22 protein-coding genes, 1 CRISPR repeat array, 1 riboswitch and 1 other annotated feature (1 of these 25 only partly in view) are annotated in these 25,634 nt (G+C 36.5%); of the genes, 19 read left to right on the forward strand and 3 right to left on the reverse strand.

The genetic code is table 11. From position 1 onward, the window contains the following. Positions 1–301: direct repeats of the CRISPR family, unit length 36 nt; unit sequence GTTTTAGAGCTGTGTTGTTTTGAATGGTTCCAAAAC (it extends 194 nt beyond the left edge of the window). Positions 302–434: 133 nt separating this feature from the next. From rplS to J7S27_01875, 6 genes are all read left to right on the forward strand, one after another. Further along, a complete protein-coding gene (rplS, locus tag J7S27_01850) occupies positions 435–782 on the forward strand; it encodes a 50S ribosomal protein L19 (protein QTU83284.1) in 348 nt (115 codons plus the stop codon). Between the two features lie 229 nt (positions 783–1,011). After that, positions 1,012–1,449 (forward strand): Rrf2 family transcriptional regulator, encoded by a 438-nt coding sequence (locus tag J7S27_01855; protein QTU83285.1) that lies wholly within the window; start codon positions 1,012–1,014, stop codon positions 1,447–1,449. A 70-nt stretch (positions 1,450–1,519) separates the two neighbouring features. Further along, positions 1,520–1,631: a sequence feature (ribosomal protein L20 leader region), on the forward strand. A 22-nt stretch (positions 1,632–1,653) separates the two neighbouring features. Then, positions 1,654–2,175 carry a translation initiation factor IF-3 gene (gene infC, locus J7S27_01860; GenBank protein QTU83600.1) on the forward strand — a complete coding sequence of 174 codons (522 nt, stop codon included), beginning with the start codon at positions 1,654–1,656 and terminating at the stop codon, positions 2,173–2,175. Positions 2,176–2,197: 22 nt separating this feature from the next. Then, positions 2,198–2,398 carry a 50S ribosomal protein L35 gene (gene rpmI, locus J7S27_01865; GenBank protein ID QTU83286.1) on the forward strand — a complete coding sequence of 67 codons (201 nt, stop codon included), beginning with the start codon at positions 2,198–2,200 and terminating at the stop codon, positions 2,396–2,398. A gap of 77 nt (positions 2,399–2,475) precedes the next feature. Then, a complete protein-coding gene (rplT, locus tag J7S27_01870; protein QTU83287.1) occupies positions 2,476–2,835 on the forward strand; it encodes a 50S ribosomal protein L20 in 360 nt (119 codons plus the stop codon). Between the two features lie 173 nt (positions 2,836–3,008). Beyond that, entirely contained in the window at positions 3,009–3,515 is a 507-nt protein-coding gene (locus tag J7S27_01875) for a GNAT family N-acetyltransferase (protein QTU83288.1), read from the forward strand. A 165-nt stretch (positions 3,516–3,680) separates the two neighbouring features. On the opposite strand, the gene J7S27_01880 is transcribed toward J7S27_01875, so the two are convergent. The 3 genes from J7S27_01880 to J7S27_01890 all read right to left on the reverse strand — a co-directional run bounded on the left by J7S27_01880 (position 3,681) and on the right by J7S27_01890 (position 5,588). Beyond that, the gene (locus J7S27_01880) at positions 3,681–4,400 is read right to left on the reverse strand and encodes a hypothetical protein (protein ID QTU83289.1); all 720 of its coding nucleotides are present in this window, start codon (positions 4,398–4,400) and stop codon (positions 3,681–3,683) included. 4 nt (positions 4,401–4,404) lie between these two features. After that, the gene (locus J7S27_01885; GenBank protein QTU83290.1) at positions 4,405–4,857 is read right to left on the reverse strand and encodes a LytTR family transcriptional regulator; all 453 of its coding nucleotides are present in this window, start codon (positions 4,855–4,857) and stop codon (positions 4,405–4,407) included. Between the two features lie 230 nt (positions 4,858–5,087). Beyond that, a complete protein-coding gene (locus J7S27_01890) occupies positions 5,088–5,588 on the reverse strand; it encodes a QueT transporter family protein (protein QTU83291.1) in 501 nt (166 codons plus the stop codon). A gap of 5 nt (positions 5,589–5,593) precedes the next feature. Further along, a riboswitch (PreQ1 riboswitch) is annotated at positions 5,594–5,638 on the reverse strand. A 116-nt stretch (positions 5,639–5,754) separates the two neighbouring features. Here J7S27_01890 and J7S27_01895 point away from each other — a divergent pair. The 13 genes from J7S27_01895 to lepB all read left to right on the forward strand — a co-directional run bounded on the left by J7S27_01895 (position 5,755) and on the right by lepB (position 25,619). Next, on the forward strand, positions 5,755–9,084 hold the full coding sequence (locus J7S27_01895; GenBank protein QTU83292.1) for a PD-(D/E)XK nuclease family protein: 3,330 nt from the start codon (positions 5,755–5,757) through the stop codon (positions 9,082–9,084). Beyond that, complete coding sequence (gene addA / locus J7S27_01900; GenBank protein QTU83293.1) at positions 9,077–12,772, forward strand: helicase-exonuclease AddAB subunit AddA; 3,696 nt, start codon at positions 9,077–9,079, stop codon at positions 12,770–12,772. Before J7S27_01895 ends, addA begins: the two co-directional genes overlap by 8 nt. A 507-nt stretch (positions 12,773–13,279) precedes the next feature. Then, positions 13,280–13,486, forward strand: a complete 207-nt coding sequence (locus tag J7S27_01905) for a hypothetical protein (protein ID QTU83294.1) — start codon at positions 13,280–13,282, stop codon at positions 13,484–13,486. Positions 13,487–13,538: 52 nt separating this feature from the next. After that, the gene (locus J7S27_01910; GenBank protein ID QTU83295.1) at positions 13,539–13,826 is read left to right on the forward strand and encodes a hypothetical protein; all 288 of its coding nucleotides are present in this window, start codon (positions 13,539–13,541) and stop codon (positions 13,824–13,826) included. After that, a complete protein-coding gene (locus tag J7S27_01915; protein ID QTU83296.1) occupies positions 13,826–14,020 on the forward strand; it encodes a hypothetical protein in 195 nt (64 codons plus the stop codon). Before J7S27_01910 ends, J7S27_01915 begins: the two co-directional genes overlap by 1 nt. 183 nt (positions 14,021–14,203) lie before the next feature. Then, on the forward strand, positions 14,204–15,634 hold the full coding sequence (locus tag J7S27_01920; protein QTU83297.1) for a family 1 glycosylhydrolase: 1,431 nt from the start codon (positions 14,204–14,206) through the stop codon (positions 15,632–15,634). 230 nt (positions 15,635–15,864) lie between these two features. After that, a complete protein-coding gene (glmU, locus tag J7S27_01925) occupies positions 15,865–17,241 on the forward strand; it encodes a bifunctional UDP-N-acetylglucosamine diphosphorylase/glucosamine-1-phosphate N-acetyltransferase GlmU (GenBank protein QTU83298.1) in 1,377 nt (458 codons plus the stop codon). An 87-nt stretch (positions 17,242–17,328) separates the two neighbouring features. Next, the gene (locus J7S27_01930) at positions 17,329–18,309 is read left to right on the forward strand and encodes a ribose-phosphate diphosphokinase (protein ID QTU83601.1); all 981 of its coding nucleotides are present in this window, start codon (positions 17,329–17,331) and stop codon (positions 18,307–18,309) included. A 511-nt stretch (positions 18,310–18,820) separates the two neighbouring features. After that, positions 18,821–19,087, forward strand: a complete 267-nt coding sequence (locus J7S27_01935; protein ID QTU83299.1) for a phosphocarrier protein HPr — start codon at positions 18,821–18,823, stop codon at positions 19,085–19,087. Position 19,088: 1 nt separating this feature from the next. After that, positions 19,089–20,816: a phosphoenolpyruvate--protein phosphotransferase gene (ptsP, locus tag J7S27_01940; protein ID QTU83300.1), complete on the forward strand. Its 1,728-nt coding sequence runs from the start codon at positions 19,089–19,091 to the stop codon at positions 20,814–20,816. Between the two features lie 520 nt (positions 20,817–21,336). Continuing rightward, positions 21,337–24,855: an InlB B-repeat-containing protein gene (locus J7S27_01945; protein QTU83301.1), complete on the forward strand. Its 3,519-nt coding sequence runs from the start codon at positions 21,337–21,339 to the stop codon at positions 24,853–24,855. Further along, a complete protein-coding gene (locus J7S27_01950) occupies positions 24,845–25,081 on the forward strand; it encodes a hypothetical protein (protein QTU83302.1) in 237 nt (78 codons plus the stop codon). The genes J7S27_01945 and J7S27_01950 overlap by 11 nt, the downstream gene beginning before the upstream one ends. Further along, entirely contained in the window at positions 25,056–25,619 is a 564-nt protein-coding gene (gene lepB, locus J7S27_01955) for a signal peptidase I (protein ID QTU83303.1), read from the forward strand. Before J7S27_01950 ends, lepB begins: the two co-directional genes overlap by 26 nt. Positions 25,620–25,634 lie beyond the last annotated feature (15 nt).

Genomic DNA, 25,634 nt, shown 5'->3' on the forward strand with positions numbered 1-25,634 from the left:
GAAAGTTTTAGAGCTGTGTTGTTTTGAATGGTTCCAAAACTGAATTTGACGATGTTTATTTATCTTTTTCGTTTTAGAGCTGTGTTGTTTTGAATGGTTCCAAAACGGCAGGCGCCCCCGTACTCTAAGTAGGGTTTTAGAGCTGTGCTGTTTTGAATGGTTCCAAAACTCCGGTGGGTTAAGATTAGCGTTGATTAAAGTTTTAGAGCTGTGTTGTTTTGAATGGTTCCAAAACTATAGAGCGTCGCTAACATTTCATAGGAACGTTTTAGAGTTGTGTTGTTTTGAATGGGCGGCATATTTTCCGGTGAAAATAACTTTACAAACGCGGTGAAAAATAGTAAACTATGCAATGGTGTGATTGCACCGTGATTCAGATTATTCCGCTGGAAGTGCAGACTTTTAAGAATTTTCGCAGGAAAAGGAGAAAAACAATGAGCAAATTAATTGAATTGATTACACAAAATCAATTACGTAACGATATTCCTGATTTTCGCCCTGGTGACACAGTACGTGTTCATGCGAAAGTTGTAGAGGGTACTCGTGAACGTATTCAGTTATTTGAAGGTGTTGTTATTAAACGCCGTGGTGCTGGTATTAGTGAAACATATACAGTACGTAAAATTTCAAACGGTGTTGGTGTGGAACGTACATTCCCAATTCATACACCACGTGTAGCGAAAATTGAAGTGGTTCGCCATGGTAAAGTACGTCGTGCTAAATTGTACTACTTACGTGCATTGTCAGGTAAATCAGCTCGTATCGCTGAAAAACGTCGTTAAGATAAACAATGAAGGTCGCGCAAGCGACCTTTTTGTCTACATGAAATTAGGGTTGGTGGCTTATGCCATCAACCCTAAAAACATACAGCCGAAACATATATGAACAGTATAAAATGAAAAAATATGTCTGATGACGTGATACACTATCTATGTAATGTTAAGCGTGCGTTGAATTAGTTGTGATGGCAATGGTTTTATTGTATACTATGCCACATAAGGAGGAACTGCGATGCAAATTTCAAATCGCTTTTCCATTGCCATTCACGTGTGTGTATTTATTGGATTGCACCAACAAAAACAAAAAGTAACAAGTGCGATTCTTGCTGAAACAGTAAATGTCAATCCGGTTGTGATTCGTCGTATTTTGCAACAGCTAAAGTCAGCCGATATTATTCATGTTTCACGTGGGGTTGGTGGAGCACAATTAGCTAAAGAACCAGAATGTATTACGTTAAAAGATATTTACTATGCGGTGGAAAGTAACGGCAAATCAGGGCAGTTATTTAGTATCCATTCGCAAAACAATAAAGATTGTCCATTTGGTCAATCTATAGAACATAAATTGGTCGATACATTTGACGATATTCAACAAACGCTAGATGCTAAATTAGAGACGATGACGCTAGCGTTATTTAGTCAAGAAATGCAATGTCCAGACACAAAATAATTGTTGAAATAGAGCAGAAATGCTGAAAAAACGTTTGACAAGTGTGTCGTGTTTTGATATATTATTAGAGACGAACAAGCAGAAGTACCCACTTCTCGCCTAAGTTGACATAGTCCTTGGGCAAATAGAGATTCTAGTATTGGAATGGTGGGTGCTGTGTGCACTCACTTTTTTTCTGTTTGAAGTTAAATCATTACGGAGGTGATAATCATCGCAAAAGATATGATGGTAAACGACGGTATTCGTGCAAAAGAGTTACGTGTCATTACTGAAACAGGAGAGCAATTAGGTGTTATGTCAAAAGCACAAGCATTAAAAATTGCTGACGATTCAAACATGGATTTAGTGCTTGTTTCACCAAATGCACAACCGCCTGTTGCACGTGTTATGGATTATGGGAAATACCGTTTTGAGCAACAAAAACGTGAGCGTGAGTCACGTAAAAATCAAAAAGTGGTAACCATTAAAGAAGTACGTTTAAGTCCAACGATTGACGACAATGACTTCCAAACGAAGTTACGTAATGGTCGTAAATTCTTAGAAAAAGGCGACAAAGTTAAAGTGTCTATCCGTTTTAAAGGAAGAGCGATTACACATAAAGAAATTGGACAACGTGTTTTAGAAAAATATGCCGACGAAACAGCAGATATTGCAAGCATTGAATCACGTCCGAAAATGGATGGGCGTAGCATGTTCTTAATGCTCGCACCAAAAGGCGACAAGTAGATATTTACAGGAGGAAGTAAACATGCCAAAACAAAAAACTCACCGCGGATCAGCAAAACGTTTTAAAAGAACTGGTAACGGAGGATTAAAACGTGCTCACTCTGAAAGAAGCCACCGCTTCCACGGAAAAACTAAAAAACAAAGACGTCAACACCGTAAAGCAACTATGGTACATATCACTGATATGAGACGTATCCGCAAACAATTAGCGCAATTACGTTAATCGTTACAATAATATTTAATAATTGAGAATATTGGTTATTCACGATAACGTGAATATGACGCAAGGAGGAATTGATTATGCCACGTGTTAAAGGTGGAACAGTGACGCGCAGACGTCGTAAAAGAATTTTAAAATTAGCTAAAGGTTACTATGGAGCAAAACATTTATTGTTCAAAACTGCTAAAGAGCAAGTAATGAAATCATACACTTACGCTTACCGTGACCGTCGTGCGAAAAAACGTGATTTCCGTAAATTATGGATTACACGTATTAATGCAGCGGCTCGCATGAACGGCTTAAGCTATAGCGTGTTCATGAACGGCTTAAAAGTTGCAGGTATCGAAGTAAACCGTAAAATGTTAGCTGACTTAGCGGTAAACGATGCACAAGCATTTACAGCGTTAGTAGAAGAAGCTAAAAAAGCTTTAAATAAATAACAAGTAGTAAAAGGCTTTCCGAAAGGTAAGCCTTTTATAGTTTATTGAAAATGCACGGATATAAGGTGCACTATGTATGTTATATTGAAAGTGCCTTTATATACGGTAGACTTTTATCATTTGTTAAAAGTGTATTTGTATAGCAAAAAATAAGCAGACTATTGGAGAAAACAATGATTAAACCATGTACTTTACAAGATGTTAGCGCATTACAACACATCGCTTCAAAAACGTTTGTGGACACATTTGGTAAAGATAATACAGCGGAAGATATGAAAAAGCATGTTGAAACGGCGTACCATTTGGATAAATTGAGTCGCGAATTACAAGAAGATCAATCACAATATTACTTTTTGATGGTAGATGATGGTGTTGCGGGTTATTTGAAATTGAATTGGGGAACAGCGCAAAGTGAAGAAATGGGTGAACAGACGCTAGAAATTCAATGTTTATACGTGGATGTGGCGTTTAAACGCCAAGGATACGGTAAACAAATGATGGATTTTGCAATCTCTAAAGCCAAAGAGTTAGGCAAAACATCTGTTTGGTTAGGTGTATGGGAGCGTAATACGGCAGCGATTGCTTTTTATCAGTCAGTAGGGTTTGAACAAAATGGCGCACATAGTTTTTGGGTTGGCGATGATGAACAAATCGATTGGATAATGGAGAAAAAGGTGTAAGCACTAAGTCATTATGTCGTAAAACCACTGAATACAAACGATGCTAGGGTAATTATAAAAAGGTCAGTCGAGAACGATAGAGTCGTTTCGACTGACCTTTTTAGGTTGATTGGGTAGGTATCAATTTGTAAAAAATTGACGTTGTGTTTTGTGTTTGTACACTGTTTAAATATACACGATATTTAATTGTGCAAATTGCACACTACCTTCGATAATGAGTGTTTTTTCAAAAGTGTTTGGATGTTGTGCTTGGGTAGTTTCTCCTAAAAAGCAAGATACTTTATTGATGACTTGCCAATTTTTCGGAATGAATAAATTGATTTCTCCAAAAGTTGCGTTAACATGAATGTATGCTTGGTCGTCTTCCATTTTAGCATTATCAAAAAATATTTTACTTTCGCCAAATAAGCAAGTAAACGACATATAGTCTACATTTGTATTGATATATTCTGTAGTGCTCGCAAAAATGGTGTGATTATAGTGTCGTGATTGCGCATCATGCGTATCTTGAGAATCTATTTCTTTAAAATCATGACTGTCAAGAATGATTTTATTTTTCGTTTTTTTATGAATGTGTATTTTTTTTGGTTCACGTTGTTCAAAAAGCATGTTCACACCGATATAGGCTAGAGTAGCCGATAGTATAACGGTCCAATTCGGTATATTGACCAATTGAAATTCGTGATTATATACTAGAAATCCAATGACACAAGATGCAAAAATTCCGAATAATTGACGTCCTCTAATGCTTTGGACGAACCAATTGAATAAAAATCCAGTGATAATAATGAGCATCAACGGTATACTGGGTACTACTTTAAAATACTGTAGTATCACCAATGCTGATAAGGTGATAAAGCATAAACCCCATAATTGTTTTTTCATGATGTTACCTCGTTTCGTTTAATCTATCTTTCAATGCTTTATAGTAATGTCTAGACACATGTACCTGCTTATGTGTCTTGTAAAAAGAAATTGTACTTGTCCCCGAAAAAGACTTATTCAGTGCATGAATTTTTTTCGTATTGACAATCGTTGATTTAGAAATTCGTATAAAGTCAAAAGGCATACTAGATTCGATTTCATATAATTTCAATTTAGTGGTATACGTATCTTTTTCAGTATGGGCACATACGATATTGTCTTGGGTTTCGAAAAAAAGTATATCGGAAATTGGTATATAATATTCACTGTTTTCTTTGTAAAAGACGTACTTTAAAGTTTGTTTTGTACTCATCTCAATCGCTTTTTGTAAATTAGAAAAATTTTCGTTAAATGCAGGTGTTTTAATCGTGACTTCAATATCTTGAAGAGATTCATCCAACTCTATAATTAGCTTCAATCATACACGCTCCTTTCCTATGTTGTGAAAAGCATAGACCAATTTAGTGTGTTACTATGATCATGTCTTATCTATAAAAAAGTATATCTTTTCTGTGTAAAAAAAGATATACTTTTTGCGTAAGTGGTATAAATTGATGGATAAGTGGTATAAAGTAAGTTGTAAAAAAGAGCAAGCCTTACAAAAGTAAGATTTGCTCTTTTTGTTGTGTGTTTTTTAGCGATTTATATTTAGACAATATCGTTTAAATGAATGGTTTTATTGATGATATACATTGCAACGCTACCAATAGACATAATGACAAATTGGCTTGGTAACAAGCTGAAATAAATTGCCCATGCACTTGTATTAGCGCTGTTATCTACGAAAAATATAATTAACGCAATGGGTAACATTCCGATTACTGTAAAGTTGAAAATGTTAAACGCTAATCTTGCCAATTCGTTTTTTATTTTTTTAAAGGCAACAATAGAGATGACGCAACATAATAAAGTTGCTAATGTACCGAATACCATATCAATCCATCCGAATGGAGAAGTGGTATTGGCTAAAAATACACCAACGCCAAGCGAGATGATATATTTTTTATTGTAAGCCATTAAATGATTTAATGTTTCCGAAATACGAAACTGTAATGGCCCGTATGAAATAGGGGCAACTAAAACCGTCATTGCCACATAAATTGCTGCAACGAGTGCAAGCACGATTTGTTTTGTTAAATTTTTTTGCATAAAAATGCCTCCTAGTTTTTTTTCGTGGGATGGTTTCGAACCACGTTTTTGTGTCCATACATAAAGCATGAAAGAACAACTCCAAAATTATACACACAATAACAGATGAAATCAAGCTTTAACTTTTGTATAATAACAATAAGTCATACTCAAATAGGAGATTGCCATGTTACAGTTTGTTTTAGGTGATTTAACACAAGATCATTTTCAATGGTGTATTGCAGACGCTCATCAACAATTAGTCAATAATGATGGTGTAGAAATCTATACGTTAGTACCAGACCATATGAAGTTCGATGCTGAAAAGGCGATGTTTCGCGGGTTAAAAGCACAGCAACAACACAACGAGTCGATTTATGGAAATTTAAATGTCAATGTGTACAGTTTTACGCGGTTGTCATGGGTGTTTTTAAAAGATACGGGCATACTGTCTAAACCGCATTTAAGTCGTTTAGGACAAGAAATGGTTGTGCGCTACGTGTTATTGACGCATGAGAAGGATTTAAAACATTATAAATTGGAAGCCCGAAAGCAAGGCTTTATTACGCGCTTGAGTGAGTTGTTTCAACAATTTCGTCGTGGTAATGTCGATACGGATTTATTGGAACAGTTTGTAAAAAGCTATCAGCCAAAAGATATATCGCAAGAAGCGCTTTTAAATAAAATGCGTGAATTGACACTGTTATATCATGCTTACACAAAGCATATCACGCATCAATTTTTAGATACGGAACAGCTCTATGAACAATTAGTCAATTACATTCAAGCAACTGATTTGTCTAAGACGGTTGTTTATATTCATGGTTACGAACGCTTTAATGCCATGGAGTTAAAAGTGGTGCATGCCCTTATTCGAGCGTGTCAAAAAGTTGTGGTCACGTTACCACTGCCAAAACATAAAATTAAACAGACGCGATTTGATGCTTTAGGCTATATTCCGCAACAAACATACCAACAGTTATTGCATTTTGCCACATCGGAAAAAATGCCTGTAGCGTTTGATGTTGATTTAACGCACACGACGCGTAACTATTCAAAAGGAATGCAGGCGTTGTTGACGTTTTGGGAAGACACGTATTCGAATAAAAGTGTGTCTCTTGAAAAAATGCCCAATGACGATTTGATGTTACACACGTTTGCGACAAAGTATGAAGAAGTAGAAGCGGTTGCGAAATTAATTTCATATTATGTGCACGAAAAAGGGTATCGTTACAATGATTTTTACGTTTTAATGCGCCAAGTTGAAGATTACGAAACGTTATTGGAGCCGATTTTCAAAGAAAGTCGAATTCCGTTGTTTTTTGATAATGCTTCAGCAATGAGTTTACACCCGCTCATCGAATGTATTGCCAGCCTTTACGACATTGAAAAACGGTATTATCAATATAACGATGTGATGCGATTTTTGAAAACGTATTTACCGCCATTTGCCACCAGTGATGCGGTAGATTTGTTAGAAAATGAGTTGCTAGCCAACGGTTATTCAGGCGGATGGTGGTTTAAAGCGGACGAATGGGAAAATGAAGCGATACGACAAGCATTTTTAAAATGTGTTGTACCGTTTTTTGAACAATTAAAAAGTGCCCAAACCATGAAAGAAGCCGCTAGCCTTTTATACCAGTTTTTATTGGAATTAAAGGTGCCTCAAACGTTATTAAAATGGCGCGATGATTTTATTGCACTTGGAGAATTGGAACGTGGGAAAAAACAAGAACAAGCGTGGACAACGTTTGTGCAACTCTTAGATGAATTTGTTCTTGTTTTAGGAGATGTATCGTTTGATAAAGAAATGTTTTACCGTGTGTTAATTACCGGATTTGAACAATCGGAGTTTAATTTAGTGCCGGCAAGTCTTGATCAAGTGAATGTTGCCAGTGTTGATGGAAAACGATTGTCGCCTAAAAAAATGGTGTTTGTCATTGGTGCACAACCAACTCAATTCCCAAAAATGTACGATCAACAATCGTTATTGTCACAAGATGACATCGGTGCGCTACAACCGTATTTTTCACAAGATACCTATTTAGATTTAAGTAGTAACTACCGCACACGTGTCGAGCCTTTTGTGGCGATGAATGTGTGGGTGAGTGCGCTAGAAAAAGTGTTTATATTCGCTACGGCTTCATCGAGTCAATCCGCCTATATGCACTTATTAGCCAATCATTTTGATACACCGACAATTGATTTTAATCAACTGATTGGTGTTGGTAAAATGGCGGTACGCCAAATCGTGCGTTCACTCAATGTAGAAGCGTCACCGTTAGATACGAATGTATCCAAAAAAGTGATACAGGGTATTGAACAATCCCCTAAATTAGCGAAGTGGTTTGCATTTTTAAAGACGAGTTTGCAGTACACGAATCAGCCAAAACCACTCATCAATGCGCAACAATTGTATCAAGGGCAATTGCATTTATCAATTTCACAATTAGAAAGTTATTTTGGAGATCCGTTTAGTCATTTTTTGAAATATGGCTTGAAATTAAAAGAGCGTGCAACGCTAGAATTAAGTGCCGCCAACATCGGAAATGTTTTTCATGCGGTACTAGATGGTATTCATCAAAATATTTTAAAAGAAAATAAACAGTTACGTAATTTAACGTTAGACGATGTGGTGCATTTGACACAACAGGAACTCAATAGAACCTTTGATTTACCACAAAATCAAGTGTTTAATCGTACGAAATCCATGCAATTTTCTAAACGCTTGATTGAAGAAACGTTGCAACAAACGATAATGGAATTGTATCGACAAAATCAAATGACATCATTAAACACTATCGCAACAGAAATGCGATTTGGCACACAAGCACAAGCGGGCATGTTAAGTGTGCCACCAATACCAATTGATTCAAAAACGGCGGTACATTTGCGTGGGATTATTGACCGATTAGATGCAAATGATCACTATTATAGCGTTGTTGATTATAAATCAAGTGACCGTCAATTTAAATTGGAACAATTTTATGAAGGTGTGTCGTTACAGTTAATGACCTACTTATATGTGGCAAATGCCTATTTTGCGAAAGATAAACATCCGATTGGAGCGTTTTATCGGGAAGTGAATTTTGAGTATCAAATGGCACAACAGGTAGATGAAGAACGATTGATGATGAAACAAAAAGGGTTAATTGTGTCACCAAGTCAGGTGTTAAAAGAACTTGATGACAATCAAGCGATTTATCATGCACGTTTGACAACAAAAGGAGAGTATGTTAAAAATCAACCGTTTATTTTTGAGACAACGCAATTACCACTGTTATTTAATTATTTAATGGCAAAAATCAAAGAGGCGGGTCACCGCATTTTATCGGGCGATATTTCGCTTTATCCGATTGAAAATTCGCCGTATATTCCGTCATTAAATGAATATCGGAGTATTTCTTTGTTTGACGCAACACAATCAACAAACCGTTATCGTCGTTTTGAAAAACCGAACACGTACGATGATATTTTAATGAAAATTCAACAAAAAGTAGGTGAAGTGCATGATTAGTTGTATTCCAGAAAAACCACAAAATGAGCAATTTACAGATTCGCAATGGCAAGCAGTTCATTTAACCGGTACAAATATACTAGTATCGGCTTCTGCTGGATCAGGGAAAACAACCGTTTTAACGCGACGCATTATTGAAAAATTAAAAAAAGGGGTTCGTGTTGATCAATTATTAGTCTGTACGTTTACCGATGCGGCAACGTTAGAAATGAAAGAGCGTATTGAATCTGCCATAAAAAAAGAAATTAATGCACAAATCGACCTTAAAAATGATGCTTTAGTCGATCATTTGCAAGAGCAATTAACGTTATTACCGCAAGCACAAATCAGTACCATTCATGCTTTTTGTTCCAAGTTGATTGCACGTCACTTTGAACACATTCACATGGATCCCGTTTTTCAAATGTTGACGGATGAAACACAAATTTCGTTAATGAAAGAAAGTGTCTATGAAATGATTGTGAATGAGATGAGCGACGATGAAGATTTTATGCGTTTGATGTTTAGTTATGCCACAAAACGTACCGATAAAAAAGTGGCTGAACTCATCATTCAACTATATGATTTTTCACGTTCAAAAAGTGCACCAGACCAATGGCTAGACGATTTAGCGACGATATATTACGTCACAACGATTCACGAAAGTGTCTTGTATCGGGAGTTATTGTTGCCGTTTATTCAACAAAATGTCATGGATGCTTTAACAATGATCGATGAAGCGATAGACACTTTGGCCGGTGAAAAAGTGCTAGACAAGCTCACTCAATTTCTTCAAGAAGAGCGTCAGTTTTATGCCATTTGGTTGGATAAACTAGAGCAATTCGATACATATGACAACATTTATCAATTTGTGACACAGTACGAGTATGCTCGTATGATTGGGAAAATAAAAGATAGTGAAGATTTTCAAGAAGCGATTGATAAAGCTAAAGGGTTGCGTAACGCATCTAAAAAAATAGTTGAATCGGTGATCGAAGCGGTTTATTTTGCCGATGAACAAGCACAAATTGCTCGTTTACAATCGGCATTGGGCAATATTCAAACATTAGCACGCGCAACCAAACGGTTTGCACAACTTTATGCACAAGAAAAACAAGCAGATAATTTAGTGGACTACAGTGACTTGGAGCATTTGGCTTTAAATATTTTAATGCCTTTACAACACGACAACACACGAAAAGTATCAAGTGTGGCGCAGTATTATCAAAATCATTTCCACGAAATTATGGTGGATGAATACCAAGATGTGAACCGTTTGCAAGAGAGCATTATTCAAGCGGTGTCGAATGGTAAAAATGTGTTTATGGTAGGGGATGTGAAGCAGTCAATTTATGCGTTTCGTTTAGCAGATCCTAAGTTGTTTTTAGAAAAGTATCACGCGTATGCTAAAGATAACGCCGATGGTGTTCGCATTTTGCTGAAAGAAAATTTCCGTTCACGTGGGAGCGTCATTCATGCAACAAACCTTATTTTCCAGCAAATTATGGACGAGGTGTTGTCTGGAATGAATTATGACGGGGATGCGATGCTTGTGCATGGGAATACGAGTTTTCCAAATGAAGAAGATAGTGATGTGTCGGTGTTGATTTATGAAAATGATGACCAAGACGATACTGAAAATGATGAGGTGGATTCTGCAACGGAAGGTGAAATTCATATGGTTGCCAATCATATCAATCGTTTGATTTCAGAAGGGTTTGATTTAGCTAATCGAAAAGCGACGTATCAAGATATTGTGCTATTATCTCCAACGAAGAAAAACAATGTCAAAATTAAAGAGATTTTTGAAACGTATGGTATTCCTGTTGTTATTCAAGAATCCGATAGCTACTTTAAGCGGACTGAAATTATGATCATGTTATCGCTTTTGCGTGTTATTGATAATCCGTACCAAGATATTCCGTTAGTGTCCGTTTTACGTTCCCCGCTAGTTGATTTAGATGATTCGCAGTTGGCGGCGATTCGAATTAATGATCAAACGTCTGATTATTACCGCGCGCTATTGCGTTTTGTGGACGATTACCGTGTCGGTGGTGTACAGCAGAACGCATTTCATGATGCCTTATTTGAAAAAGTGACGGTATTTATTGAGCGCTTGCGTCGCTGGCGATATATGGCAAATAAAGAAAGTATTGTTGCGCTCATCTGGGATATTTACGATCAAACCTTATTTTTAGATTTTGTTAGCGGTCTGCCGGGAGGCGTCCAACGACAAGCCAATTTACATGCGCTTTATGATACGGCTAAAGCGTACGAACAAACACGCTTTAAAGGGTTATTTCAGTTTGTTCAATTTATTGAACGCATGCAAGAAAGAGATAAAGACATTGCGCAAGTGCCACTTTTATCACAAGGTGAAAATGCCGTACGTGTCATGACGATACACGCTAGTAAAGGTTTGGAATTTCCGATTGTCTATTGTATGGACTTGGCAAAACAATTCAATTTACAAGACATTAAAGGGGATAGTATTTTTACCGAAGAATTTGGTGTAGGGACGTACGATTTTGATGTTGTCAAAAAATGGAAATATCAAACATTGGCACATACGGGCATGAAATGGTTTAAACGTCGTCAATTATTGGCAGAAGAAATGCGTAAATTATATGTGGCACTCACACGTGCTAAAGAAAAATTGATTCTAGTAGGACGTGCTAAATCCCGTCAACACTATTTTGAACAATTTGATTTTTTACAAGATTATCCGCATCTCTTTTTACCCCAAGGTAAACGTGAAAAAAGCAGTGTAACGGCATTTGATTGGATTAGTATGGCGCTTGTCCGTCATGAACATCATCGCAATGATTTTGTGACGCATGCGTATATTCCAAATAGTTTAAAAAACCATCCAGCAAAATTTCATTATGAATTTTATAATGTATCTGATTTTAAAGTGAATCCGATGTCTGCTGTGCAGAAAGAAAGTGTTGTATCATCAAAAAGCCAACAAGGTATATTAGAGCAAACACTATCAAATTTAACGGGGGATTATCCATTTGAAAACACTACAAAAACAACGAGTTATCAGTCGGTGTCGGAATTGAAACGTTTATATGAAGACCCGATTTTAATGGAATTGGATAACCCGACGTATCGCTTTGTGACAAACGATTTTGCCAAACCTAAATTTATGGTGTCACAAGAAGTTGTTACACCGGCGATGATTGGAACGGCAACACACGTTTTATTACAAAGTATGGATATGACGCAAGAAGTGACGATGGCGTCGTTACAATCACAAGCCAATCAGTTGGTGGCAAAAGGTGTTTTACAACAAAATGTAGCGGATAAAATCAATTACTTCAATGTGTTGCGTTTTTTTGGTACCGACTTAGCAAACGATATGAAAAAACATGCACACACGTTACGTGTTGAAGTACCATTTTCATTACTTGTTCAAGGTAAGGAACTGTTTTCTCAATTGGAAGAGAATCAATCGGATGTACTGGTTCACGGTATTGTGGACGGGTATTATGAAACACCAGATGGCGTTGTGTTATTTGATTACAAAACAGATTATGTAGGCGGAAACATTACGCAAGATGATGTTGTTGCACGTTATCGTGTACAGCTAACAACGTATGTGCGCGCATTAGAAGCAAGCTTAGGAAAAAAAGTGACACATGCGTATATTGTGATATTATCGACAGGAAATGTTGTTGATGTACTAACTGATGTTAGTGAGTAGATGATGAAAACAATAAGAAATGACTTTAAATGATGATTAATGAATTTAGTCTTTGAAATGCATTCAAGAGTGTGTTTTTATAAGTATCTAAAGATTTTAAAAAGTCATAAAATCAATAGTTTTAGAGAGAATCTTAAAAGGTTCTCTCTTTTTGGTTTCATAAATTTATTAGAATTATTTCAAATTATTGTTAATTTATCAGATATGGACAGTGCAACATCTGCGAATCGTATTGAAAAGTCGATAGATTAGAAAAAATTGATGCGTTTATGACGTATATGTCTGAAAATGATACTAACTTGTGAACGAAGCATTTAAGAAACATCGTTAACGATAGTTATTTGCATGAAATAGTTTTGATACAAAAGCGTGCTAGTCGTTACAATTAAACGTGAAAAAGAAGCGCAACACTATTTGCTTTCTTTGTCTAAAAGGTATAATATACCTGTAGTGGAAATACAGTATACAGAACGCAATTTAAAATTTTGAAAAAGGAGTTAAAGAAATATGAAAATTAAAGAGATTATTCAAACTCCAGTCGGAACAATTGTTAGTTTTTATAGCAAAATACCAAGTCGTGTGATGGGAAAAACTATAACAGTTGATGGAATTAATTTCCATAAAATTAAAGGTGTTCCAATTTCAAGTGATATTGATATTTTTATTGAAAAAACACAAGAATTAAAGGTTGGTCAAACAGTTATATTCGTATAGCACTTAGATAATTCTAGGTGCTTTTTATTTTGTTGTTTTAAGGAGGGGAAACATGAAAAACTTTTTGTTTGGTATTGCGAAAGCGTTTTACAGAGCAAATGAAAAGCGGTATAATAACGTTGAACAAGCAAAACATGAATTAGATTCAAAATTATTTAGTTATGTAAAAAAACAATTGTTTATAGATGGACAATACTTAAGTAAAATTAGTGTGAATGTAAAATCGGCATTTTCTAAAGGAAATATAAATGAATTAGTTGCAGATGTTATTGTTTTAAATAGTAACGTTGAAGATGCCCGTTTGGTAGAATTGGTGAAAGGCGTGTTACGATGGACATAATGACTATACCACAAAAAGAAACTTTAATTTATTTTAAAAAAATAGATAAATGGGTGTCTGCGGTAGAGTATACTGAAGATGGTGTTATTTTGACGTTTGATAAAAATACTCCCAATGAAACAATTTTGCTATTTGAAAAAATTAAAGATAAATTGGATTTTAAAGTTAAAGAATATACAATTTCAAGCATTTAGATAATTCTAGATGCTTTTTATTTTGTCCAATAGTGAGGCATTTAATTTTTTGTCTGTTTTTTAGCGCTATGTTTAACTTTCTAAAAAATCTTTATAAAAATCACTCTGTTATGAAAAGGTTATTCTTTCTGTGTTAAAATAAAGTAAAGTGTTGTTTATTTTGTTGTTTTAAGGAGGGGAAACATGAAAAACTTTTTGTGGGGTGGTGCGACATCATCGGCACAGTATGAAGGAGGATTTGATGGTCGTAAAGGTATGGATACGCAAGATTGTCGTCCTTACTTACCGCGTACGAACAATGCCACGACGGCGACCCGTTTATTGACGCGTCAGGTCATCGATGAGGCGAAAAATATACAATCGACATACTATTATCCGTTTCGTAAAGGAACGGACGGGTTTGGACACGTTGAAGAAGATTTGGAATTGATTAAGGAATTGGGTTTGGATATTTACCGTTTTTCAATTTCTTGGGCACGTTTATTTCCGAAAGGAGATGAATTAGTGCCGGACCCTGTGGGCGTGGCGTATTATGATCGTATTTTTAATTTTTTAACACAACATCACATTAAAATTTTTTTATCGGTAACACATTATGCAGTGCCGTTATATTTAGTTGAAACGTATGGCGGTTGGAAAAGTAAACGCATGATTGATTTTTATATGCGTTATATCACGTTTATTTTTAAACGCTGGGGGCATGCCGTTGATTATTGGTTGCCGTTTAACGAAATTAATACGGGATTTTTCAGTCCGTTTAATGGGACGGGGTTAATTCGTGAAGATGCGCAAACCCCTTATCGTTATCAAGATGTTTTTCAATCGTTGCACAATCAATTTGTAGCGAATGCCCGTGCCATTAAGCAAGCACGTGAAATGGGAATACGTGGGCAATTTGGTGCGATGATTGCGTGTTTTTGTTACTACCCAATGAGTGCAAAGCCACAAGAAAATTTAAAAATGGTACAAGAAGAACAAATCAATCAATGGTTTTGTGCAGATGTCTTGATGAACGGCAAGTACCCTTATTACATGACGCCATTTTTTAAAAAACATGATGTTGCGTTAGAGTTTAGCGATGAGGAACGAGAATTACTGCAAAACTATTCGTGTGATTTTATGTCCTTTTCATACTATTCATCAAGTGTCATTTCGATTGATGAAGCGCCAAAGACGGCGGGCAATTTAGTCGTAACAACTAAAAATCCGTATTTAGTAGCAAGCGAATGGGGTTGGCAAATTGACCCAGTTGGTTTACGCACAACACTAAATAAGGCGTACGATCGTTATCAAAAGCCCGTTCTCATTTGTGAAAATGGGTTAGGCGCAAAAGATGAATTGACAGCTGATGGGAAAGTTCATGATGAATACCGTATCGATTATTTTAAATCGCATTTTGATGAAATCATGAAAGCGAAACACGAAGATAACGTCGATGTGTTCGGCTATATCGCTTGGGGAATTATTGATATTGTATCTGCCGGTTCGTGTGAAATGGATAAGCGTTATGGTGTGGTGTATGTCGATGCCGATAATTACGGTAACGGCACGTATAAGCGATACAAAAAAGATAGCTTTGCGTGGTATAAACAATTTATACAATCACAAAAATGATGACTGCATCAAAATAGGGGGGTATCCACATTGTAGTCATGTCATTGTGCGTGGACAATGTTATTAAATGAATGATTTAAAGTAGGGTAAACGATAGTGCGTATTATTGCTAAAAAATCAGTATATTGCTTGTACTTGTCGTCGTATAAGCATTAGGTAGACGATGATCAGTGATGATAAATTCATTAAAATCATGTATAATACCCCTAGAAGATTAAAGGAGCGTTCAAATGAATAAATTTGCAATTATTTTAGCGGCAGGAAAAGGCACGCGTATGAAATCAAAACTGTATAAAGTGTTGCATCCAGTTTGTGGTAAACCAATGGTTGAACATGTGGTCAAACAAGTTGAATTGGCTGGTGCAGATAAAATTGTAACCGTTGTTGGATATGGTGCAGATGCCGTTAAAGAGCTTTTACAAGATCGTGTGCAATATGCACTGCAAAAAGAACAGCTTGGAACGGGTCATGCCGTAAAACAAGCTAAACCGATGTTAGCTAATCAAGAAGGTGTCACAATTGTTTTATGTGGTGATACACCATTAATTACGGAGCGCACTATTCAAGAAGCGATGCATTTCCACCACGCTCAAAACGCTAAAGCAACCATTTTAACGGCAATTGCTGATGACCCAACGGGATATGGTCGTGTTGTGCGTGATGAAAATGGGTTTGTCGTGAAAAACGTTGAGCATAAAGATGCCACCACGGAAGAGTTAGCCATTAAAGAAATCAATACGGGAACGTACGTGTTCGACAACGCGTTGTTATTTGAAGTGTTAGAAGAAGTGACGAACAACAATGCGCAAGGGGAGTATTATTTGCCCGATGTCATTGAGTTGTTAAAAAATCGTGGAGAAATCGTAACGGCATATCAGTTGAGCGATTTTAGTGAAAGTTTGGGTGTCAACGACCGTGTAGCTTTAGCACAAGCTCAAAACATTATGCAAAAACGCATTAACCGCGAGCATATGTTAAATGGTGTAACTTTAGTTGATCCGGACAACACTTATATTGAATCACGTGTTGTTATTGGTGAAGATACGGTTATCGAACCGGGTGTGTTTTTGAAAGGAAAAACGCGTATTGGTAAAAATTGTTTTGTGTCAATGAATAGTGAGATTATCGATAGTACACTTGAAGATAATGTGTCGGTTCGCTCATCAAGTATTGAACAATCTTATATTGATAAAGGGGCAGATGTTGGTCCGATGGCGCACATTCGTCCAAACAGTCGTTTAGGTAAACGTGTTCACGTCGGTAATTTTGTGGAAGTTAAAAATTCAACAATTGGTGACGACACCAAAATGGGTCATTTAACGTATATCGGAGATGCCACTTTAGGCGAACGTATCAATATCGGTTGCGGAACAATTATTGTAAATTACGATGGTAAATATAAACATCATTCCACTATTGGTGATGATAGTTTTATTGGCTGTAATGCGAATATTGTGTCGCCTGTTGAAATTGGACAAGGTGCCTTTATTGCCGCAGGATCAACCATTACAAAAGATGTACCCGCTAACGCATTGGCGATTGCACGGAGTAGACAAGAAAATAAAGAAGATTATGTTTCGTCATTGCCGTACATGAAAAATCAATAAAAGGTTAAATTAGTCTAGAAAAAAAATATAAAAAGTAGTAAGATGAGAGTACAAAATAAAATACTCTTTTTATCGGAGGAAATGGACATGGGACACATTACCGATTCATCGTTTAAAATTTTTTCGTTAAGTTCAAATGAACCGTTAGCAGAAAAAATTGCTGATGCTTTAGGTACAAAGTTAGGAAAGTTGACGGTTTCACATTTTAGTGATGGAGAAATTAAAATCAACATTGATGAAAGTATTCGTGGTGGCGATGTTTACATCGTGCAATCTACTTCTCATCCTGTAAATGACAATTTAATGGAATTGTTAATTATGATGGATGCGTTACGTCGTGCAAGTGCTAAAACCATTACGGTTGTTATTCCGTATTACGGCTACGCACGTCAAGAACGTAAAGCGCAATCTCGTGAGCCAATTACAGCTAAATTAGTAGCCAACATGATTACACATGCAGGTGCAGACCGTGTCATTACATTAGATTTACATGCCGCACAAATTCAAGGTTTCTTTGATATTCCTGTGGATCACCTATTCGGTGCGCCATTATTAGCGAACTATTTCTTAGAAAGACCTGCCACATTTAGTGATGTTGTCGTTGTTTCTCCCGATCATGGTGGGGTAACACGTGCACGTAAATTAGCAGAATTTTTACATGCGCCATTGGCAATTATTGATAAACGCCGTCCAAAAGAAAACGTTGCTGAAGTTATGAATATCATTGGTAATGTTGAAGGTAAAACTTGTATCGTCATTGACGACATGATTGATACGGCAGGAACCATTACATTGGGTGCTCGAGCGCTTAAAGAAATCGGTGGTGCAAAAGAAGTGTACGTTTGTTGTACGCATGCCATTTTATCTGGTTCGGCAGTAGAACGCTTAAATGATTCTGTCATTAAAGAAGTTATTGTCACAGACTCTATTCAGTTAAATGAGGATAAACAAAGCGATAAAATTGTAACGGTATCAGTAAGTAAATTGTTGGCTGAAGCGATTAGACGTATTCACAACAACTTATCTGTAAGTCCTTTATTCAATGAAAAATTTGTTTCAAAAGATTAATCAATCCATTCGAACCGCCTAGCAATAGGCGGTTTTTGTGTGGTCATTTGCTTGCTTGAAATGAGTGGCGGTTATGAATTTGTTGTTTTGTTAAAATAAGAGTGTAGCGTATAAATAATGATGTGTGATGTTTAAAAGGTTTATGCCTAATGGCGTTAAGGGTGATGGTTTATAGCGTTAGGGTTGATGATATATGGTTGCCACCTTAAAAATGATACACCCAAAGTTGTCTGCTATTGATAAAACCTGTTTGATGACATGAAATTTCTGTTTTCATTCTCTTTTTCAATAAAGCGGATACATTTTTGTGCTAAAAAATAGAAGACGTCTATTTATCGTAACGTTTTGAAAAAGGTTTTTGAAAATGAAATGCCGTAAATGAAAACAAAGGTATACAACAATGGTAATCCCTTACAAAAGTGTTGAGTGTGAATTGGAAACGTGATAGAATGGTGAAGTAATGGGCAAATGCTCGAAACAATAATATATATTATAAAAGGAGACTTTTATCATGGAAAAAAGAGAATATCACGTAGTAGCGGAAACAGGAATCCACGCACGTCCAGCAACATTATTAGTACAAGCAGCAAGCAAATTTGCTTCTGATATTAACTTAGAATATAAAGGACGTTCAGTAAACTTAAAATCAATTATGGGCGTTATGTCTTTAGGTGTTGGTCAAGGTGCAGATGTGGTAATCACATGTGAAGGTGCTGATGAAGTTGACGCAATGGCAGCAATTGACGAAGCAATGAAGAAAGAAGGATTAACAAACTAATATGGCAAAACACTTAACAGGTATTGCGGCAAGTGATGGGGTTGCGGTTGCAAAGGCCTATCGTTTAATTGAACCAGATTTATCTTTCCAAACACGTGAAGTATCTGATGTTCAAGCAGAATTAGATCGTTTAGATGTAGCGTTAGCACAATCTAAATCAGAAATCGAAGCCATTCGTGACGTTGCTTTAGCAAACTTAGGACCAAAAGAAGCACAAGTTTTTGAAGCGCACTTATTGGTATTGGGTGATCCAGAATTAGTTGAACAAATTCAAACAACTATTAAAGGAAAATCTGTAAATGCTGAAGCTGGTTTAAAAGAAGTGGCAGATATGTTTGTTGCGTTGTTTGAATCAATGACAGACAATGCTTACATGCAAGAGCGTGCAGCGGATATTCGCGACGTTACAAAACGTGTATTAGCGAATTTATTAGGTGTACAGTTACCAAGTCCTGCAACAATTAAAGAGCAAGTGATTGTTGTGGCACGTGACTTAACACCAAGTGATACTGCACAATTAAATCGTGAGTTTGTAAAAGGCTTTATCACAGATATTGGCGGACGTACATCTCACTCTGCAATTATGGCGCGTTCATTGGAAATTCCAGCAATTGTTGGAACAGGTACAATAACACAAGAAGTTGAAAACGGAGATGTTTTAATCATTGACGGTTTAGACGGTAATGTGTTAATCAACCCAAGTGAAGCGGAAATTACAGAATACGAAGCGAAAGCAAAAGCGTTTGCTGATCAAAAAGCAGAATGGGAAATGTTGAAAAACGAACCAACTGTTACAAAAGATGGCAAACATTTTGAAATTGCTGCAAACATTGGTACACCAAAAGACTTAAAAGGTGTGCATGCAAACGGTGCGGAAGGTGTCGGTTTATACCGTACAGAATTTTTATACATGGACTCTGCTGAATTCCCAACAGAAGACGAGCAGTATGAAGCGTATAAAGCGGTTTTAGAAGGTATGGACGGTAAACCTGTTGTTGTTCGTACAATGGACATTGGTGGGGATAAAGAGTTACCATACTTACAATTACCACATGAAATGAACCCATTCTTAGGGTATCGTGCGATTCGTATTTCATTGGATCAAAAAGATATGTTTAAAACACAATTGCGTGCGTTGTTACGTGCGTCTGTTCATGGTTTATTACGTATCATGTTCCCAATGATTGCAACAGTACAAGAATTCCGTTCAGCAAAAGCGATTTTAGAAGAAGTAAAAGCAGAATTGATGAGTGAAGGTGTGAGTGTGTCATCTGATATTCAAGTGGGTATCATGATTGAAATTCCAGCGGCAGCTGTATTAGCGCACCAATTCGCTAAAGAAGTTGATTTCTTCAGTATTGGAACAAACGACTTGATCCAATACACGATGGCTGCTGACCGTATGAATGAACAAGTTTCTTACTTGTACCAACCATACAATCCATCAATTTTAACATTAATTAAACACGTTATCGATTCAGCTCATGCAGAAGGTAAATGGGCAGGTATGTGTGGCGAGATGGCTGGTGACCAAACAGCTGTGCCGTTATTAGTTGGTTTAGGATTAGACGAGTTCTCAATGAGCGCGTCAAGTGTCTTAAAAACACGTAGTTTAATGAAAAAATTAGATGCAGCTGAAATGAAAGTGATGGCTGAAAAAGCGGTTAACGAATGTTCAACAGTTGATGAAGTGATTGCTTTAGTTGAAGAAACAATTGCAAAATTATAAGAAAGAAAGCGTCGGTTATCCGGCGCTTTTTGCGTGTCAATAAATGGTTCTATACTATTTGGTGTTGGTGGCTTGCGAATGTTGCTATCAACACCTTTTAAATGATGTAGACAAAAGGGCTGTATCATTTTTAGAGTTGATGGCATATGGCACTAGCTCTAAATTTATGGGCTCTATGATAAATGGTGTTGGTGATTGATAAAGGTAGTGATTTAACCAGTGTTAAGTCACTGTTTTTTTTGTTTTATTAAGGTGCAAAATGATGTGAAATCTACCCAAATGTACGCTCTTTTTTTGTTGTGATTGAAAGTACATTCTATAGGTGTTTTTTTTGTGTCATTGGTTAGTTTAATTTTATAGTTTCCTAAGCAAATAATGTTGAAAATGCTATTGACAGTATGATTTGTGAAATAATAAAATATTATACGTCAGTTCACGACAACACACTATTGTATCCCTGTTTGAAAATTTTTTCGAAAGGATATTTTAGTAATCTATTTCATGAAGAAAGAGGGTAGAAGTGAAAACTGTAAATAAAAAATGTTTGGTTTGGTTGACCGTTTTGATGTTAGTTGCGCAATCGACAAATGTATTTGGTCCATTGATAACATTTGCCCAAGAGCAACACACAGAACACGTTAATCGAATACGAACATCAGACAATATAGACAATGTTAGTGACGCCGATACGGTGGAACAAGAATTACAAGCAACTATCTATCAAGACGCTAGTTATCAGGAAGTAGCCGAAGATGTGAGTGTGATTACATTGCGTGGAAAAATGCCACGAGGTGCCATTGTCAAAGCTTATCCTGCTGAAGTGCCGTCAGGGAATGAAACAGTTTTATTTGCTTATGATATTACGATTTATGATGCAAGTGGACGTGTTTTTAATCCAAAAGAATCTGATAGCATTCAAGTGAGTGTGTCAAATCCAATTTTTGAAGATGCTTCGAATATTAAGATTTATCACGTTGAAGGAGATACGCAACAAAAAGAGGAAGTGACACCAAAAGCAGCAAAAGATGATACCGTTACATTTGATGCAAAAAGTTTTTCTGTTTACATAGGAACAGGATTGAGTAATCATAACGTTCATACATATCGTTTCTATGATGAACAAGGACGAGAGCAATACGTGCGTAGATTATCTACTGGAGAAAAATTAAGCAAACCGCCAACAACTTATAAAGATGGGTATGTGTTTACAGGGTGGTATACCGCTCAAACAGGTGGAACAAAGTTTGCTGATAATCGATTTACAGTAGAAGGACCGTTGAGAACGAATAGAGAGACAAAACTCTATGCACGGTATGAAAAAGCATATTTTGTACGGTACTTATCGAAATCTGAGCAAGGTTCACCAGCGTGGTTTACACAAAAATATCCACGATCAGATGGTAATGATGTATTAGATTTTAAAAATATTCCTTTTGTAGCAGACGATGGGAAAGTATTGACAGGTTGGTCGAGAACATTGGATGGACGGACACCGGTTGCTGAAGGTACACCTGTAACGTCGGATATGGATCTTTATCCTATTGTACAATCAGCGCGCTGGATTTATTTTGAAACAAACGGAGCAGAATCTCTTTCTCCAGTTTATATTTTACAAAATCAACAAAATAAAACAAAGAAACCAGCAGATCCGGTTAGACAAGGATATACTTTTGCAGGGTGGTTTGCAGATAAAGAATTAAAAGTCCCATTTAACTGGGACGCTAGACCACAACGTGATACAACGATTTATGCTAAATGGACACCAAGTAAAACGAGTTACACGATTGTTTATTGGAAGCAAAAAGTAACACATCCGCTAGGACAACCCGATCCAAATCGTGAAGACTATGATTATTGGAAGAGTACGGTTGTATCGAATGTCGATACGGGAAGTACAACCCCTACATCTGTTGCCTTGGAAAATGAGCGAGGATTTGGATTTGTTCGTGCAGAAAGTAATTATGACAAAATAAAAGGTGATGGCTCAACCATTATCAATGTTTATTATGATCGAAAAGTTGTGACGGTTAATTATTATGTAGCAAATGAAACTAGACCATTCTATGTATCACGTGGAATTTGGGAGTCACCAATTACTGATTTTCCTGAATTGCAATCGGGGACACCAAACTTTAGATTTGATACAGGTAGAACAAGTTCTACTGTTGCTGCAACAACTTATTGGCCAGATTTTAAATTTGAAGATCGCCATATGAGAGATATTGCGAATTACATCGTTCATTTAAGATACACGTCACCGATAAACGAAAGAAATGCGTATACAATTTATTGGCATGTTCAAGAACCTGATGGTTCATATCGTCTGGTACATGGTCAAAAAGCAGAATTGAGTGGAGCAAGATTTACGCTAACCAATAAATTTAGAGGATACGAGCTTGTATCAGCGTCATATCATAATGCAAACAGATTTTTCCCCGTAAGTGAAAGAAGTTCACTGGAACCAAATCGAATAGGTTATGATGTCCGTCTAAATCGAAAACGATACACGATTGATTATAAGTATGGCAATGCCATAACGGTTGGGAATAAAACAAATGTTCCTTATGGTGCGACGTTAGATACGACATATAATTTGGCTGAACCTAGCAGACCAGCGGATATTCCATCACATTATGTTTGGAAAGGGTGGGCATTAGACCCTGCCGGTTCTAAATTTATAAAATTTGATGGTTCTTATAAAATGGACGCAAGCAATTTAGTGTTATATGCGATTTGGAAACCAGTGGACGTAACGGTAACTTTTGATAGTAACGGTGGAACGCCTGTTTCAAGTTTGCCACTTGCATCTGGAGACAGTGCACAAAAACCGACAGATCCAACACGACCAAATTATCGATTTGCTGGGTGGAAACTAAATGGTAATTTGTATAATTTTAATTCAGAAGTCAATCGAAATATTACATTAGTTGCACAATGGATACCAACAACAGTCGCTAATTTGTATTATCATCCAAATACAGCAACTGGAGAAACGAAAAAAGCAACGAATTCAGATTTTCCAGATGTTGATGGTAAAGTTGAAAAAATAGAATCAAGCTGGGGTTGGACAGCACCAGATACATCGGAAGGTTTTGTGAGTTGGAATACGAAGGCTGATGGTACGGGGATAACTTATTATCCGGGAGATGCCATTACACTACCTGCTGGGGATACACATTTATATGCTCAGTGGTCGGAAAATCGAAAAGTCGATGTGACATATCATTTTAATTATCCATCACTTTATTCAAGTCAACAGCCAAATTCTTTAGTTCAACAATTTGAGGCGAATGATGATAATGCGAAAATTGGTGGAAGCAATCCTACTCGATTCTTTGGCGATAAATTATCTTTAGTGGGATATAAATTTTTAGGGTGGTCTACTCAACCAACAGCCAATGGAGAAATAGCTCAAATTGGCGATAAATTTCATGTCGATACGTTAAATAAAGAAAATGCAAATGTTTTGTATGCGCGTTGGCAACGTGAAGCGCTGATTACCGTAAAAAAAGAAGTTGATGGGAATCAGATTGATAATAATACACCTAATAGAGAGTTTACTTTTCATTATAAAATCCATCTACCCGGTTCGGTGTTTGAATCTCGAAGTAGTATAAACGGAAGCTTTACGCTTCGTCCGGGTGAAACAAAAACGCTAGAGCAAATAACGGCAGATCAAACAGATCCAAGCAAACGGTTTACTGTTTTACCAGAGGGAGCCGGTATTCGAATTGCAGAAGTAAAGAATGATCATGTTCAAAATGTCGAAACATGGAAATTTGCATTGAATAATCCGAACATCATGGAGAAAAAACCATTAGGTAGTTTAGCGGATAGAAATGGAATAAAAATTTGGGAATATGAAGTGGATGGAGCGAGTGACAATGCTCATGTCGTGTTTAAAAATACGAAAATTGCTTCTCCGCCTACAGGACTATTTTTTGATAGTGTCCCTGCAATGCTATTAAGTGGATTTGCACTCGTAGCGATTTTTTATATTGTCGTTTCACAAAGAAGAGGTAGACACTATGACGATTAAAAGTGAAGAGGAATTACTCACATTTTTTAAACAATTAAAGTTTAAAAAGAAATTATTTTTTGGTGTAGACGAAAAAGATGTTTGGAGAAAATTAGCTAGCTTACAACAAGAGTATCAAACATTAATCGCAATACACGAAGCAAAATATGAAGCCTTACTGGCAGAACGTGATAGCCTTATCAATGCTAGAAGGAGTCATCATGATGAACAAAAGGAAACCGATTAAAGAACAAACTGTTGAGAGTATTATCAAGCAACGGTTAAAGCGATTGCGTGATAAAGAGGACATTAGTCGTTTTTTCAAACACCTTATCCTATTGTTAGGGAGTGTATATCTTCTTTTTGGTTTTGTCTTTGGGTTAAGTTCAGTGCCAAATGATGAAATGATGCCGCGCATGAGTGCGGGAGATATATTCCTATACTACCGTTTAGAAAAAAGTGTGCGTAGTGGTGATGTCATTTACTTTGAAAAGGACGATAAATATTATTTAGGACGTGTTATTGCAACAGTTGGTGAAAAGGTAGAAATTACAAAAGATAATCGTGTGAAAGTAAACGACAGTTTATTGACTGAAAACTATATTTATCAAACAACCGCTCAATATGATTCGGATGTGACGTATCCACTTCAATTATCAAATGAAGAAGTGTTTGTTCTTGTAGATTATCGAGAAGGTGGTAAAGACAGTCGCTATTTTGGACCGGTTAATATTCACTCGATAAAAGGAAAAATTATTACTATTTTAAGAAAATCTAATATTTAAATAAGGAATGGAATT

It is taken from the genome of Carnobacteriaceae bacterium zg-C25 (assembly GCA_017945845.1).
Lineage (GTDB): Bacteria > Bacillota > Bacilli > Lactobacillales > Aerococcaceae > WM01.

Bases quoted from the DNA above. Each gene is read 5' to 3' on its own strand.
- rplS (QTU83284.1), top strand. From the start codon at position 435: ATGAGCAAATTAATTGAATTGATTACACAAAATCAATTACGTAACGAT.
- J7S27_01855 (QTU83285.1), top strand. From the start codon at position 1,012: ATGCAAATTTCAAATCGCTTTTCCATTGCCATTCACGTGTGTGTATTT.
- rpmI (QTU83286.1), top strand. From the start codon at position 2,198: ATGCCAAAACAAAAAACTCACCGCGGATCAGCAAAACGTTTTAAAAGA.
- rplT (QTU83287.1), top strand. From the start codon at position 2,476: ATGCCACGTGTTAAAGGTGGAACAGTGACGCGCAGACGTCGTAAAAGA.
- J7S27_01875 (QTU83288.1), top strand. From the start codon at position 3,009: ATGATTAAACCATGTACTTTACAAGATGTTAGCGCATTACAACACATC.
- J7S27_01880 (QTU83289.1), bottom strand. From the start codon at position 4,400: ATGAAAAAACAATTATGGGGTTTATGCTTTATCACCTTATCAGCATTG.
- J7S27_01890 (QTU83291.1), bottom strand. From the start codon at position 5,588: ATGCAAAAAAATTTAACAAAACAAATCGTGCTTGCACTCGTTGCAGCA.
- J7S27_01895 (QTU83292.1), top strand. From the start codon at position 5,755: ATGTTACAGTTTGTTTTAGGTGATTTAACACAAGATCATTTTCAATGG.
- addA (QTU83293.1), top strand. From the start codon at position 9,077: ATGATTAGTTGTATTCCAGAAAAACCACAAAATGAGCAATTTACAGAT.
- J7S27_01905 (QTU83294.1), top strand. From the start codon at position 13,280: ATGAAAATTAAAGAGATTATTCAAACTCCAGTCGGAACAATTGTTAGT.
- J7S27_01910 (QTU83295.1), top strand. From the start codon at position 13,539: ATGAAAAACTTTTTGTTTGGTATTGCGAAAGCGTTTTACAGAGCAAAT.
- J7S27_01915 (QTU83296.1), top strand. From the start codon at position 13,826: ATGACTATACCACAAAAAGAAACTTTAATTTATTTTAAAAAAATAGAT.
- J7S27_01920 (QTU83297.1), top strand. From the start codon at position 14,204: ATGAAAAACTTTTTGTGGGGTGGTGCGACATCATCGGCACAGTATGAA.
- glmU (QTU83298.1), top strand. From the start codon at position 15,865: ATGAATAAATTTGCAATTATTTTAGCGGCAGGAAAAGGCACGCGTATG.
- J7S27_01930 (QTU83601.1), top strand. From the start codon at position 17,329: ATGGGACACATTACCGATTCATCGTTTAAAATTTTTTCGTTAAGTTCA.
- J7S27_01935 (QTU83299.1), top strand. From the start codon at position 18,821: ATGGAAAAAAGAGAATATCACGTAGTAGCGGAAACAGGAATCCACGCA.
- ptsP (QTU83300.1), top strand. From the start codon at position 19,089: ATGGCAAAACACTTAACAGGTATTGCGGCAAGTGATGGGGTTGCGGTT.
- J7S27_01950 (QTU83302.1), top strand. From the start codon at position 24,845: ATGACGATTAAAAGTGAAGAGGAATTACTCACATTTTTTAAACAATTA.
- lepB (QTU83303.1), top strand. From the start codon at position 25,056: ATGATGAACAAAAGGAAACCGATTAAAGAACAAACTGTTGAGAGTATT.